General features: G+C 70.9%; 12 protein-coding genes. 8 read left to right on the forward strand and 4 right to left on the reverse strand.

All coding sequences use genetic code 11. The features are described from left to right. Nucleotides 1–111: 111 nt before the first annotated feature. From CLT71_RS37720 to CLT71_RS01015, 7 genes are all read left to right on the forward strand, one after another. Nucleotides 112–1,059: an ornithine carbamoyltransferase gene (locus CLT71_RS37720; protein ID WP_486483639.1), complete on the forward strand. Its 948-nt coding sequence runs from the start codon at nucleotides 112–114 to the stop codon at nucleotides 1,057–1,059. Continuing rightward, nucleotides 1,056–2,585 carry an MFS transporter gene (locus tag CLT71_RS00990; RefSeq protein WP_158242140.1) on the forward strand — a complete coding sequence of 510 codons (1,530 nt, stop codon included), beginning with the start codon at nucleotides 1,056–1,058 and terminating at the stop codon, nucleotides 2,583–2,585. The genes CLT71_RS37720 and CLT71_RS00990 overlap by 4 nt, the downstream gene beginning before the upstream one ends. A gap of 111 nt (nucleotides 2,586–2,696) precedes the next feature. After that, on the forward strand, nucleotides 2,697–3,638 hold the full coding sequence (locus CLT71_RS00995) for a TauD/TfdA family dioxygenase (RefSeq protein WP_101365420.1): 942 nt from the start codon (nucleotides 2,697–2,699) through the stop codon (nucleotides 3,636–3,638). Nucleotides 3,639–3,714: 76 nt separating this feature from the next. Continuing rightward, nucleotides 3,715–4,635, forward strand: coding sequence for a TauD/TfdA family dioxygenase (locus CLT71_RS01000; protein ID WP_486482964.1), 921 nt, complete (start codon nucleotides 3,715–3,717; stop codon nucleotides 4,633–4,635). Nucleotides 4,636–5,164: 529 nt separating this feature from the next. Next, nucleotides 5,165–6,961: a fatty acyl-AMP ligase gene (locus CLT71_RS01005; RefSeq protein ID WP_101365422.1), complete on the forward strand. Its 1,797-nt coding sequence runs from the start codon at nucleotides 5,165–5,167 to the stop codon at nucleotides 6,959–6,961. A gap of 19 nt (nucleotides 6,962–6,980) precedes the next feature. Continuing rightward, nucleotides 6,981–8,933 carry an AfsR/SARP family transcriptional regulator gene (locus tag CLT71_RS01010; RefSeq protein ID WP_101365423.1) on the forward strand — a complete coding sequence of 651 codons (1,953 nt, stop codon included), beginning with the start codon at nucleotides 6,981–6,983 and terminating at the stop codon, nucleotides 8,931–8,933. A 49-nt stretch (nucleotides 8,934–8,982) separates the two neighbouring features. Then, a complete protein-coding gene (locus CLT71_RS01015; protein WP_101365424.1) occupies nucleotides 8,983–9,738 on the forward strand; it encodes an alpha/beta fold hydrolase in 756 nt (251 codons plus the stop codon). A 36-nt stretch (nucleotides 9,739–9,774) separates the two neighbouring features. On the opposite strand, the gene CLT71_RS01020 is transcribed toward CLT71_RS01015, so the two are convergent. Further along, nucleotides 9,775–10,098: a hypothetical protein gene (locus CLT71_RS01020; protein WP_101365425.1), complete on the reverse strand. Its 324-nt coding sequence runs from the start codon at nucleotides 10,096–10,098 to the stop codon at nucleotides 9,775–9,777. Nucleotides 10,099–10,291: 193 nt separating this feature from the next. Between CLT71_RS01020 and CLT71_RS01025 the strand changes: the two genes are divergently transcribed. Then, complete coding sequence (locus CLT71_RS01025) at nucleotides 10,292–11,269, forward strand: FAD-dependent oxidoreductase (RefSeq protein ID WP_101365426.1); 978 nt, start codon at nucleotides 10,292–10,294, stop codon at nucleotides 11,267–11,269. 8 nt (nucleotides 11,270–11,277) lie between these two features. On the opposite strand, the gene CLT71_RS01030 is transcribed toward CLT71_RS01025, so the two are convergent. From CLT71_RS01030 to CLT71_RS01040, 3 genes are all read right to left on the reverse strand, one after another. Further along, nucleotides 11,278–13,305: an EAL domain-containing protein gene (locus CLT71_RS01030; RefSeq protein WP_143743316.1), complete on the reverse strand. Its 2,028-nt coding sequence runs from the start codon at nucleotides 13,303–13,305 to the stop codon at nucleotides 11,278–11,280. A 163-nt stretch (nucleotides 13,306–13,468) separates the two neighbouring features. Next, nucleotides 13,469–13,744, reverse strand: coding sequence for a hypothetical protein (locus CLT71_RS01035; RefSeq protein ID WP_101365428.1), 276 nt, complete (start codon nucleotides 13,742–13,744; stop codon nucleotides 13,469–13,471). Between the two features lie 102 nt (nucleotides 13,745–13,846). Beyond that, nucleotides 13,847–14,278, reverse strand: a complete 432-nt coding sequence (locus tag CLT71_RS01040; protein ID WP_101365429.1) for a hypothetical protein — start codon at nucleotides 14,276–14,278, stop codon at nucleotides 13,847–13,849. Nucleotides 14,279–14,290: the final 12 nt, after the last annotated feature.

Below are 14,290 nucleotides of genomic sequence, written 5' to 3' on the forward strand. Positions count from 1 at the left end.
GCCGGGGACGGCGAGACCATCCGGGTCGGTCAGCCGGCCGGCCGTGCCGAGGCCGGCCTGGCCCGGGAGACGGCGCCGGTCACCGGTGCGGTGCGGGAGGAGACGCGGACGGTGCGACACCTGATCTCGATAAACGACCTGACCGACGAGGACCTGCGGTCCATCGTGGCCCGGGGGGTTCGGTTCCGGTCCGGGCAGGCCCGGCGGGAGCGGCCGCTCGACGGCGACGTGGTTGGCGTCTACTTCAAGCGGACCTCGACCCGGACCCGGACCGCGTTCTCCAGCGGCGCGCTGCGGCTCGGCGCGCAGATCATCGCGTACGGGCCGGACGACCTCCAGCTCAACACCGGTGAGACGCACGCCGACACCGGCAGGGTGATGTCCCGGATGCTCGACGTGCTGGTGGCCCGGACCTCGGGCGATCCGGCGGAACTGCGCCAGATGGCAGACCAGGACCGGATGTCGGTGGTCAACGCGATGACCGCCGACGAGCACCCGACCCAGGCGCTCACCGACCTGACCACGATGCTCGACCACTTCGGCCGGATCGACGGGCTTCGGGTGCTCTACGTCGGCGAGGGCAACAACAGTGCCGCCGCGCTCGCCCTGGCCCTGACCCGGTACGCCGGCACCCACCTGGAGTTGCGTACGCCGCCCGGCTACGGGCTGACCGAGGAGATCAGGGCGACCGCCTCCGCGCAGGCGGCCCGGGGTACGGCGACGATCTGCGAGCGGCACGACATGGCGGAGCTGCCCGGTGGTTTCGACGTCGTGTACACCACCCGTTGGCAGACCACCGGCACCAGCAAGCCCGACCCGAACTGGCGGGAGATCTTCGCGCCGTTCCAGGTCGACGCCGGGCTCTGGGTCGGCAGTCCGGACGCGGTCTTCATGCACGACCTGCCGGCGCACCGGGGCGAGGAGGTCACCGCCGAGGTGCTGGACGGCCCGGCGAGCATCGCCTTCGAGCAGGCGGAGAACAAGCTGCACAGCGCGATGGCGGTGTTGGAGTGGTGCCGTGGTGGTCCGGTCGGCGGGCCGCCGCGGACCGGATCGTGAGCATCGTGGAGGAGCCCGCCCCGCCATCGCGCGGGGCGGCGCCGTCCGGTGCGCCGGGACCGCCCGGTGCCGAGCCGTCGAGCGGGTCGCCGCCCGGTGTCGAGCCGTCGAGCGGGTCGCCACCGCCGCCCGGTGCCGAGGCGTCGGACAGGTCGCCGCCGTCGCCGACCGTGCCGCTGCGGCGCAACCGGGACTTCCTGCTGCTCTGGGTCGCCGCGGCCGGCACCCTGGTCGGGGCCCGGATCACCTCGATCGCGTACCCGATGCTGGTGCTCTGGTACACGGGCTCGGCTGGCAACGCGGGCCTGGTCGGTGCCGCCGCGCTGCTGCCGCACCTGCTGGTGCAGTTGCCGGCGGGGGCGTTCGTGGACCGCTGGGACCGGCGCCGGTTGATGATCTTCTGCGACCTGGGTTGTCTCGTCGCCACCGGCAGCGTGGCCCTGGCCGTGCTCTTCGACCGGATCTGGGTGCCCCAGCTCATGGTGGTGGCGTTCGTGCAGACCAGCCTGAGCGTCTTCTACCAGCTCGGCGAGCGGGCCGCCGTCCGGCAGCTCGTCCCGGCCGAGCAGCTGTCGACCGCGTTGACCCAGAACGAGGCCCGGGGCCGGGCGGCGGTGCTGATCGGCCAGCCGGTCGGCGGGGTGCTGTTCACCGCGGCCAGGTGGGCGCCGTTCCTGTTCACCACCATCGCGCACCTCGGCTCGCTGATCGCGCTGCTGCTGATCCGCAAGCCCTTCCAACAGGCCCGTACGCAGCGACGCGCCACGACAGTTCGCGCCGACATCGCCGAGGGCGTGGCGTGGATGTGGCAACAGCGCTTTCTGCGTACCGTGCTGGGGTTCGTGGCGATCAGCAATGCCGTCTTCCAGGCACTCACCCTGACCCTGATGGTCGTCGTCCGCAACGGTGGCGGTTCGGCCGCGGTGGTCGGCGCGGTGATCGGGGCCAGCGGCATCGGCGGAATGCTCGGCGCGCTGAGCGGCATGTGGTGGCTGCGCCGGGCCACCCTGCGGGCCCTGGTGGTGGGTGGGCTGGCCGCCTGGGCGGTGACCGTGCCGCTGATGGCGTTCACCACCGACCCGGTCCACCTGTCGGTGATCTTCGCCGTCAACAGCTACGTCGGCGGCCTGTTCAACGTGGTCGGCATGGTCTACATGGTCCGGATCACCCCGGATCCGATGATGGGCCGGGTCGGCGGGGTGGCCACACTGCTGGCCTCGGGGTCGAACTTCCTCGGCGCGCTGGGCGGCGGGGTTCTGCTGGCCGGTGCCGGGATCAGGGCGACAGTGCTCTGGCTCAGCGCGGTGATGTCGTCGCTGGTGCTGCTCGCCGTGCTCAGCCCGGCGGTGCGGGGCATCGCCCGGACGCCGGACAACGCCCGGATGGTCCGCCGGCTCGGCCGGCACGCGGCGCCCGGCCGCAACAACCTGCCCCCGGCCGCCGGTGTCCAGGCCGGGAACGGCGCCGACGGCCCGACCGTTGCCGCAGCTCAGCCGGCCAATGGCCGCAGTATCGAGAAAGTATAGATCTTGCCTCCATCCTTGGACTGGATGACGGCTGTGTCACCGACGCATTACCTTCCGATTCCCGCTACCGGTCTCCACCTTTCGCGGGAGTCCCCTCGAAGGGAGAGTCCGATGGAAGGTCACCAGACCTGGAGACCGATGGAGATCGATCCGGCGGCGGCCGGGGTCGAGGCGAGCCCGCAGGGGCTGGTCGACTACCTCTCGACCACGCCGGACCTGGAGAAGCTGCTGACCGCGGAGAAGGCGCTGGTCTTCCGCGGCTTCCAGGTGACCGAGGAGACGCTCGACCCGGTCATGGACCGGCTGCTGCCGAACCGGCTGGCCTACGTGCACGGCAACTCGCCGCGTACCAAGGTGGGGAAGAACGTCTACACCTCCACCGAGTACCCGCCCGAGTTCACCATCTCGATGCACAACGAGCTGTCGTACGCCCACCAGTGGCCGTCCCGGCTGATGTTCTTCTGCCACACGGCGGCGGAGACCGGTGGCGCCACCCCGGTGGTCGACGGTGTGCGCTGGCTGGAGGCGCTGGACCCGCAGGTGCGTGCCGCGTACGCCAACGGGGTGCGCTACACCCAGAACCTGCACGACGGCTTCGGCCTCGGCAAGAGCTGGCAGGACACCTTCGAGACCGCCGACCGCGACGAGGTCGAGGCGTTCCTGAGCAGCACCGAGGCGAGTTGGGAGTGGAAGTCCGACGGTGGGCTGCGGGTCACCCAGGACCGCCCCTCCACCACCCGGCACCCGGTGACCGGGGTCGAGGTGTGGTTCAACCAGTCCGACCAGTGGCACCCGGCGGCACTCGGTGACGAGACCGCGAAGTCGCTGGCCGAGGTGCTGCCGCCGGACGAGCTTCCGCAGTCGGTCACCTTCGCCGACGGCACCCCGATCCCGGACGAGTACGTGATCCAGGTGCGCGACCGTGGTCTGGAGGCCGCCGTCGACGTCAACTGGCGACAGGGCGACGTGTTGCTGATCGACAACGTACTGGTCGGCCACGGCCGGCGTCCGTTCACCGGGCGGCGCCGGGTCCTCGTCGCCATGTCCGACTGAGCCGCCGGGTCGCCGCGCGGAGTTGTCCAGACCGAAGGGCCGGACCATGACTTCCTCCACTACTGACATCGGAACAATGCCGCACCTGGTCACCCGCGAGTCGGCCGGCGCCGAGATCGGGGAGCTGATCCGGGCCGAGCGTGCCGGCCTGCGGAAGATCCTGAACGAGCGGGGCGCACTGCTGCTGCGGGGCTTCTCCGTCGGCGGTGTCGACGGCTTCGACGCGGTGGTACGCGCCCTCTCCGGCCCGCCGCTGACCTATTCGGAGCGCTCCTCGCCGCGCAGCACGATCAAGGGCCAGGTCTACACCTCGACCGACTACCCGCCGGAAGAGGAGATCTTCCTGCACAACGAGAACTCCTACCAGGCGGTGTGGCCGCTGACGCTCTACTTCTACTGCCGGCAGGCGCCGGCGACCCGGGGCGCCACCCCGCTGGCCGACATCCGCAAGGTGTACCGGTCGATCGACCCGACCATCCGCGAGGAGTTCGTCCGCCGGGGCTGGATGGTGGTACGCAACTTCCACGGCTCGTTCGGCACGACCTGGCAGCAGATCTTCAACACCGACGATCGGGCGGCGGTCACCGAGTACTGCGCCGGCAACGGGATCGAGACCGAGTGGCACGACGGTGGCGGGCTGCGTACCCGGGCGGTCCGCAAACCGGTGCACACCCACCCGGTGAGCGGCGAGACGGTGTGGTTCAACCACGCCACGTTCTTCCACGTGACGACGTTGCCGAAGGACGTCCGGGAGGGGGTCCTGGAGATGTTCGACGAGGAGGACCTGCCGACGAACACCTACTACGGGGACGGTGCCCGGATCCCGGACGACGTCATCGCCCACCTGCGCGACTGTTACCGCGCCGCGACCGTACGGTTCGACTGGCAGTACGACGACGTGCTCGTGGTCGACAACATGCTCGCGGCCCACGGGCGCGAGCCGTTCACCGGCCCTCGGCAGATCGCGGTGGCGATGGCGGAGCCGTCGAACGCCTAACCCGACGCCTGATCCCAGCGCAAGCGAAAGCCCGCCCCGGCAGCCACCCGGCCGCCAGGGCGGGCTTCTGGCGTGTCGCCCTATTTCCGACTCTGCCCGTCCTGTTCCGACTCCGGATCGCCCGGTTGCGGACAAGTATGTGAAACTGTCTTGTCTTCTGGATACGCGGCCGTATCCAGACGCCGGACTATGTTGTTTGCGTCGGCAAAGGAACGCCAGGTATCCCGACCGGTCGGGTCAATTGCCCTGGTGGGCGGGACATTGTGGCAATGCAGGCGGGGTTACCTTTCGGTAGTTAAGCTCCGACCGCGATATGCGTTGGGTCGTTATCCTGATGTTTCCCTGGAAGTTCTTATCGCTGTCTCCAACCTGACTTGATTCAATATGGGTGCACCGATATCGTAGGCGGAACCGTCCGTGCGCGTTTGGGGAGATCTGGCGTCCGTGGTGGTGGCCGCTGGGAGCGTGTCGCTCATTCGGTGGCCTGCCGTGGTTGGCCACGCTTCCCGTAGCCAACATTTGGGGGGAAATGCGGGTGGGAATCGTGGGTTTGGTGGAGCGGGTCGCCCGACACGCTGACCATGATCCGGAGCGGGAGGCTGTTGTCCTCCTCCGCTGGGACGAACGTGAAGAACGTTCAGAGTTCTTGAGCTACGGCGAGTTGGACCGGGCCGCCCGGGAGTTGGCCGGCCGACTCCGGGACCGTTGTCGTCCCGGCGATCGCGCGCTATTTCTCTATCCAACCGGGCTCGAGTTTGTCAAAAGCATCCTGGGCTGTATGTATGCCGGTGTCGTGCCGGTGCCCGCCCCGCTGCCCGACGGGGACAAGCACCACCTCATGCGGGCCACCGGGATCGCGCTGGATTCGGACCCGAGGATCGTGCTGACCGACAGCGCGAGCCTGGTCGCGGTCTCCGACTGGATGAGCCAGGACGGGCTGGACCGGCTGCTCTGCACCGCCACCGACCTCGCCGGGCCGGCCGCACCGGGCAGCTGGGACGGGCCGACACATATCGGTCCGAGCGCATTGGCGCTTTTGCGCTATACGACCGGGTCCATGAGTGACCCGAAAGGCGTGATGGTCAGCCATGAGAACCTGACGCACAACTTCGAGATGCTCAGCGACGCTTTCTGTCTGACGCCGCAGGATCGATCCCTCGGTTGGTTGCCATTGCATGATGGTGCCGGTCTGCTCCAGATGCTGCTGGAGCCGCTCTATCGTGGCGCCACCGCCGTACTCATGTCGGCCGATAATTTCTTTACCGATCCGGTCCGCTGGTTGAAAGCTATCGACAAATACGATGTACGACTCAGTTCCGCGCCCGGTTTCGCCTACCGGATGTGCGCGCGGGCGGTGACCGACGAGCAGGTCAGGGGCTTGGACCTGGCCCGGTGGGAGCACGCCTGTGTCGGCGGTGCGGACCCGATCGAGCCCGAGCCGCTGATCGAATTCGCCGACCGGTTCGCACCGGCCGGCTTCCGCCGCGAGGCGGTGCGGGTCGGCTATCACATCACCGAGTCGACATTGTTCGTCTCCGGCACCCGCCCCGGTCGCCCGCTCGCGGTGGAACGGTTCGACCCGAGCCGGTTGGAACAGAACATCCTGTTGCCGGCGGCGACCGATGCGGCCGCGGCTAGATCGCTTGTCAGTAGCGGCACGGTAAATGGTCTTGACGTCAGGATCGTTGATCCGGAGACCACCGCCGTACTGCCGGAGGGGCGGCTCGGCGAGATCTGGATCCGGGGCCGGAGCGTGGCCCGTGGCTACTGGCGGCGCGAGGTGGAGAGCGAACGGGTCTTCGATACGACCACCGCCGACGGCGAGGGCGGCTATCTGCGTACCGGTGATCTCGGTGTCTGGGCCGGTGCGGAACTCTACGTGCTGGGCCGGATGCGCGAGATGCTGGTCATCGGCGGACGCAGCCTCTATCCGCACGACATGGAGAAGGCGGTACGCACCTCCGACACCCGGTTCGCCGACCTGACCGGCACCGTCTTCGCGGTGCCGTCACCCCGGCAGGAGATCGTCGTCCTGCACGAGGTCCAGGCGGAGCCGGCCGACCCGGCGACGCTGTCGTCGCTGGCCCGCGGCGTCAAGGACTGGCTCAGCCGATGCTTCGGGGTTCGGGTGGCCAACGTGGCCTTCCTACGCCCCGGCAAGGTGCGCAAGTCGCCAGGCGGCAAGGTGCAGCGGGCGTTGATGCGGGAGCTGTTCATGGCCGACGCCCTCGACCCGGTCTACGAGGACCTGGACATCGAGACCCGGCGTCGCTACCGCGCCGTGGGCCGACCGCTCGCGGTGGGCCACGGCAAGGACTTCCGGTGACATCCGGCGGGAGGCCCTGATGTTCGACACCCCGCCGACTCCGGCACCTGTCGATTCCACCGACCCGGGGACGGCCGGCCACCCCCGACCGGGAGAGATGGAATTCCGCATCCTCGGCTCGGTCGAGGTGGTCGACTCGACAGGTCTGGTCGAGCTGAGCGCCTCCAAGGTACGCACGGTGCTCGCCGCTCTGCTGCTGGCCCGGGGTCGGGTGGTCTCCGACTCGCGACTCGCCGTGGTGCTCTGGGGCGACGACCCGCCGGTCACCGCCGCCGCGCAGATCCAGACCTACGTGTCCCGGCTGCGCGCCAAGCTCGCGCCGGACGCCGAGATCGTCCGGCAGCGCCCCGGCTACGTGCTGCGGGTCGCACCAGAGCGGTTCGACCTGGTGCGTTTCGAGCAGCTCGCGGCGCGGGGTCGGGACGCCCTCGCGGAGGGCCGGCCGGCCGAGGCCGCCGAGGCGCTGCGGGACGCTCTCGCGCTGTGGCGCGGCCCCGCCCTCGCCGGGGTGACCGAGTTCCTCAGCGACGCGGAGCGGCCCCGCCTGGAGGAGGCGCGGCTGGCCGCGCTCGGCGACCGGATCGACGCGGAGCTGGCGCTCGGCCAGCACGGACGGCTGGTCGTCGAGCTGACCGGGCTGGTCGCGGCGGACCCGCTGCGCGAGCAACTGCGCGGCCAGCTCATGCTGACGCTCTACCGGTGCGGCCGGCAGGCCGACGCGCTCGCCAGCTACCAGGACTACCGGCACCTGCTCGCCGAGGAGCTCGGGATCGACCCGGGACGCGAGCTACAGGACCTGCACAAGTCGATACTGGCCGCCGAGGCGTCGCTGACCCTGCCGGCGCCGGAGGTCCGGGTGGCCGTCCGGCGTACCCCGGCCGAGCCGCTGCCGGCCCGGCTCCCGCCGGACGTGGCGGACTTCACCGGCCGGAACCGGGAGGCCGCCCAGGTGGTCGCACTGCTGCGTACCCGGGCGGACAACGGTGGACGGCGGCTCGCCTGCGTGATCGGCGGGATGGCCGGGCTGGGCAAGACCGCCCTGGCGATCCACGTCGGGCACCTGCTGCGGTCGTCGTACCCGGACGGGCAGATCTATCTGGACCTGCGCGGCGCCGGACCACAGCCGGCGGACCCGGTCGACCTGCTCGGCACCATCCTGCGGGCGCTGGGGGTGGAGGCGTCGGAGATCCCACCGTCGATGGCGGACCGGATCCAGCTCTACCAGAACCGGCTCGCCGGGCGGCGGGTGCTGGTACTGCTCGACAACGCCGCCAGCGAGCAGCAGGTACGCCCACTGCTGCCGGAGAGCCCGACCTGCGCGGCGATGGTGACCAGCCGGGCCCGGCTGGCGGCGCTGGAGGGCGTACCCCTGATCGACCTGGACGTCCTCGAACACCAGCAGGCGCTGGAACTGCTCTCCAAGATCGTGGGTGCCGCCCGGGTGGCCGCCGAGCCGGAGTCGGCGGTACGCATCGTCGAACTCTGCGGTCACCTGCCGCTCGGCGTACGCATCGCGGGTGCCCGGCTCACCGCCAAGCCGCACTGGCGGTTGGCCCGGCTCGCCGACCGGCTCTCCAGCCAGCGGCGGCGGCTGGACGAGCTGCGCATCGGTGACCTGGAGGTACGGGCCAGCGTGGCGCTGAGCCTCCAGGGCCTCGACGAGCCGGCCCGGCGCGCCTTCCGGCTGCTCGCCCTGCTGGACGCGCCCCGGTTCGCCATCTGGACCGCAGCGGTGCTGCTCGACGTCACCCTCGCCACCGCGCGGGAGCTGCTGGAGCAACTCGTCGACGCCCGACTGCTGGACGTCGTCCAGGTCGACGGTTCGAGCCAGGCACGGTACTTCTTCCACGATCTGGTCCGGGCGCTCGCCATGGAGCAGGCCGCGGACGAGGAGACGGCCGACGAGCGGTACGCGGCACTGGACCGGACGTTCGGCAGCCGCTCCGGCCCGGACGCCAAGGAGAACGGGTGACCGCCCGGCTCCGCCCGGAAAGACTCCACCGAGGGAAAGGGCCGCACCGGTGAGCACGTACGGCAGGGTCACGAACGACTGGTTCCTCCGCTTCGCGGCCGCGCCCCGGGCCACCGTCCGGCTGGTCTGCTTCCCGCACGCGGGTGGCGGGGCGGCCGGCTACCGGCGCTTCGCGGAACTGGTCCCCGACGCGATAGAGGTGATCGGGGTGCAGTATCCGGGCCGGCAGAACCGCTACGGCGAGCCGGTCATCGACGACATGGCCGTACTCGTCGACGAGATCGTCGCGGCGGTCGAGCGGGAACTGACCGGACCGGTGGTCTTCTTCGGACACAGCATGGGTACGGTGGTCGCCTTCGAGGTGGCCCGGCGGTTGCGCCGCAGCGACTCGTTGACGGTGCGTCGGCTCTTCGCGTCGGCCGGTCCGGCACCGTCGGCCCGACATTCGATCGGGGTGCACCTGCGCGACGACGACGGGGTGGTCGCATACCTTCGGGAGCTTGGCGGCAGTGGCGTGGAGCTGCTGGAACTCGACGAGATCCGGCAGTTGACGCTGCCGATGGTCCGGAGCGACCTGCGGCTGATCGAGACCTATCACTACGCGGCCGGCGAGCCGCTGAACTGCCCGATCACCGCGATCGTCGGGGACCGGGACCACACCTTCACCACCGCCGACGCCCGGCGGTGGGTCGTGCACACCAGCGCCGGGCTCGACGTGCACTCGCTGCCCGGCGGGCACTTCTATCTGGACGACCAGGCGGACCGGCTGGTCCCGCTGCTTGTGGAGCGGATCCTGCCCCGGTGAGCCCGGCGGCCGGGGTGCCCCGGCCGGCCGGGGCCGTCACCGCTGCTTGCTGCCGGGGTCGCCATCGCCGTCGTCCCGGGGAAGATATCGACGCACCCGGATGCCGTGGCCGTGCGCGCGGATGCCGTCGGCAGCGGCGATCGCCGCGACGGGATCGGTGAGGAAGTCGAGCGCGACCGCGGTGTCGCCCTCGATGCGGCTGCGCATCCGCTCCAGCCCTTCCGGGGTGCTGGATGCCACGGCATCCAGCTTGACCAGTGCCGCCGCCCGAAGCCGATAGTCGTTCTCGACCTCGACGACCACCTCGGACACCACCACGTAGCGCTGGGTCCGGGTGGAAGCGCTGAGTTCGCGGTCCATCTCTTCCCTCACGGTCCTGAGCATAGTCGTACCTTTCATGCGCAGAAACCCTCATTGATCCCCCGTCAAGGGAGTTTATTTACTTACGGGGTTCCGGCGCAGTTTAGGGGTCTTCCTGTATGGACATTGAGTGAGAACTCGATTACCCTGCGGGAGGTTGTTTTGCGCCGGAGTCGACCGGCAGGCTGGTCTGATGCGCGACGTCATGGTGCTGGGCGCGGGAGTGATCGGGCTGACCAGCGCGGTGCGCCTGGCCGAGGCGGGTGCCCGGGTGGCGGTGCTGACCGCCGACGAACCCGCCGACACCGTCTCCCGGATCGCCGCCGCGGTGTGGTATCCGACCCGGACCAGCGGTGACCCCCGGGTGCTGGGCTGGGCCCGGTGCACCTTCGAGGTGCTCGCCGGACAGGCCCGGCAGGAGGTGCCGGGGGTGGTGATGCGGCCGACCCGGATGCTGCTGCGCGAGCCAGTGACCGCTGACCCGTGGTGGGCCTCGGCGGTCCCCGACTTCCGCACAGTCGCGCCGCCGGACGGGTACGCCGGGCAGTGGCGGTTCACCGTGCCGAGCGTCGAGATGGGCCCGTACCTCGGCTGGCTGGTCGACAGGCTCGCCCGGCTGGAGGTGCCGGTCCGCCGGTACCGGGTGGACCGGCTCGCCGACGTGCCTGCGATCGCAGCCGAGCTGTGGCCCTCGGTGCGGCGGCCACCACTGGTGGTCAACGCCACCGGGCTGGCCGCCGGCGAACTCGCCGGCGACCCGGCCGTGCACCCGATCCGGGGGCGGATCGTGCTGGTCGGCAACCCCGGACTCGACACCTCGACCCGCGACGAGCACAGTCCCGCCGGCATCACCTACGTACACCCGCGCTCGCGGGACGTGGTGCTGGGCGGCACCTTCGAGCCGTACCGGACGGAGACCGGGCCCGACGACGAGGCTGCGGCGGCGATCCTGGCCCGGTGCGTCGCGCTGGTCCCCGAACTGGCCACCGCACCGGTGCTCGGGCAGCTCGCCGGGCTGCGGCCCGGCCGGCTCGGCGGAGCCCGGCTGGCCCGGGACGCCTCCGGGCTGGCCGGCCCCGCCCCGCTGATCCACAACTACGGGCACGGCGGTGCCGGGGTCACCCTGGGCTGGGGCTGCGCCGACGAGGTGGTGGCGCTGGCCGCCGACTGATCGCGCGGCTACCGGATGGTCGCGGAGACCCCGGCCCGGGCGATGGTCCGGGCCATCAACTCGCGCAGCGGCTCGGGCCGGCCCAGGTGGTAGCCCTGACCCCGGTCCACCCCGAGGTCGCGAAGCACCGGCACCAACTCGGGCCGGTCGATGTGCTCGGCGACGGTCCGCATCCCGAGCCCGTGCGCGGCCCGGACCACGGCGTCGATCAGGATCGGGTCGGAACCGCCCTGGTCGACGTGCCGGACGAACTCGCCCGCGATCTTGACCGCGCTGAACGGCAGGTGCTTGAGGTAGACGAAGGAGCCGTATCCGGCACCGAAGTCGTCCAGGCTGAACCGGCAGCCGGCCGAGGTGAGCGTGGAGGCCAGCCGCCGGGCCGCGGCCAGGTTGGCGATGGCGGTGGTCTCGGTGATCTCCAGGCCGAGCTGGGTCGCCGGTACGCCGGCCGCGGCCAGGGTGCCGACCACCCAGTCACCGAAGCTCGGATCCTCGAGGGAGCGGCTGGAGATGTTGACGTCCAGCCGCAGTTCCACCCCGGCGGCCCGGGCCGCGGCGAGCGCCCCGGTGGCGGTCTCCACCACCCAGCGGTCCAGCTCGTAGATCATGTCGCCACGCTCCAGCGCCGGCAGGAAGTCCCCGGGACCGATCTGCCGCTGGTGGTCGTCGCGTACCCGCATCAGCAGCTCGTAGCTGCGTACCTGGTCGTCGCCGAGGTCGATGATCGGCTGGGCGTCGAGTTGCAACTGGCCGGTGTCCAGCGCCCGGCGTACCCGGGAGACCAGGTCGACCCGGTGGGCCGCCTGCCGTTGTTGCTCCGGGGCGAAGAGCCGGGCCCGGTTCCGACCCTCGCCCTTGGCCTGGTAGAGCGCCAGGTCGGCGTGGGCGAGCAGCAGGGTGTCGTCGTCCGCGGTGTCCAGCGGGGCGGCGCCGATGCTCAGCGTCACCCGCAGCGGCTCGCCGCGCACCGCGAGCGGGGTGTGCGCGACCAGGTCGCAGAGGCCCGCCCCGATCGCCAGCGCCCGGTCGGCGTCACAGCAGGGAAGCAGGACTGCGAACTCGTCCCCGCCGAGGCGGCCGAGCACCGCCTCGGCGGGCAGGTGGTCCGGAAGTAGCCGGGCCAGCAGCCGGAGCACCTCGTCGCCGATGGCGTGCCCGCGCAGGTCGTTGATGTCCTTGAAGTTGTCGATGTCGATCAGCAGCAGTGCCGCCGCCGTCGCGCCACCGGCACTGGTGAGCTGGCTCAGCCTCGCGGTCAGCGCCCGCCGGTTCGGCAGCCCGGTCAGCGGATCGTGCTCGGCGAGGTACGCCAGCTCGTCCTGGACCTGGCGGATCTCGGTGATGTCGTGCGCCGTACCGAGCATCCGCAACGGCTCGCCGGACTCGTCGGTGAAGACCTCGCCGTAGCACTCCAGGACGCGCAGTTGACGGCTGTTCGCCTGGTACATCCGATGGGTGTAGGTGAACGGGGTGGCCTCCCGGATCGCCTGGTGCAGGGTCGCCTCGATCATCTCGACGTCGTCGGGGTGGACCATCGTCCGGTAGGTCGGGTAGTCGAGCGCGGTCTCCGGGGACAGCCCGATCATCGCCTTCAGGGTGGGCGACCAGACCACCTGGTCGGTGGGGAGGTGCCACTCCCAGGTGCCCACCCGGGCCAACTGCTCGATGTGGGACAGCCGCCAGGCGTAGTCTTCGGCGCGGCGCTGGTCAGCGCGCTGCTCGGTGACATCGACCAGCTCGTACACCAGTTGGCCGTCCGGCTCCGGGGCGGTACGCGGCAGCGGCGGCAGCCGCCGGCAGGTCACCCGCAGGTGCCGTACCGTGCCGCCGGCCGTCTGGCAGCGCAGCTCGACCGGCGGCCCGCCCGGGGTGGCGGTGTCGAAGGGCAGCGAGCCGATGTCCGCGCCGACGAGTTGGCCGAGTCGCTGCGCCGCCCGGTTGTACCAGGTGACCTCGCCGTTCTCCGCCGTGGTCAGCAGCGCGGTGGAGGTGGTGTCGAGCACCGCGGCGGGCACGCTTGACGGCAGTGCGGGCACTGAGCCTCCCGTAGAGATCGACCAAATCCGGTGCAGGGGGACGCGGGACGCGCACGGTCGGCCGTGACGGCGCACTGAGTGTACGGAGGCCAGAGGTTCACGGCCAACGCTCCGCGCCGACAGTCATCGATCTTGGCCGAGTTCCCGTCGCCGGTCAGCGGGGCTAGGCGGGATCGCGGCGGACTATCGCCACGGCCACCCGGCAGAACTCGTCCATGTCCGGGGTGAATCCGGCCGCGATGTCCGGATGCAGCCCCGACCGGGTCTCGTCGAGCAGCCGGCGGCAGACCTCCTCGACCGGTTCACCGGCATAGTCGGCCCGGACCCGTTCGGTGGCCGCCCGCAACGCGGAGTTGAGCTGTTCCTCCAGCGGTCCGTGCAGATGCTGCCGCGCCGGGTCGAGCCCGGTGGGGTCGAGCGTGACGTGTGGCTCCGACATGACCGCTCCCTTCGTCGCCGATGTCGTTGCCCCGCCGGTTCCCCGTCACCCGCCGGTCGCGTCCGCGTACCCAGCGATGGGCAGGGGGCAAACCGGTCTGGCTCAGGCGGTGGGCCGCAGGCTGGTCACCCGGACGAGGTACGACAGCTCCTCGGCCGGCTCCTCCCGGTACGAGACCTGCTGGACCTGCCGGTCGTCGACGTAGAGCGCCACGTCTGCGAGTACCCCGAGGTGGGCGAGGCCGATGTCGGCGGCCCGTTTCTTGTCCTGGAGCACGGCGCCGATCCCGCCGATCAGGGTCGCGGCGTCGGAGGTCCGTCGACCGGGCGGGCAGCGCAGCACGATCTCCAGGGCGACCGGTCCGGTCAGGGCCGTCCAGCCGCTGCGCTGCGCGGCGGCGCAGGCGGCCTGGAGCAGGGTACGGACCCGGGCGGCCTGCCGATGCCCGGCCGCGAAGATCGACAGTGCCTCGGTCTTGACCGGCGGTGGCCCGTTGACCTCGAAGGCCAGGGTGAGCGTGCGGGTGTGCTGCACGGCGGCACCTCC

It is taken from the genome of Plantactinospora sp. CNZ320, from assembly GCF_002846275.1.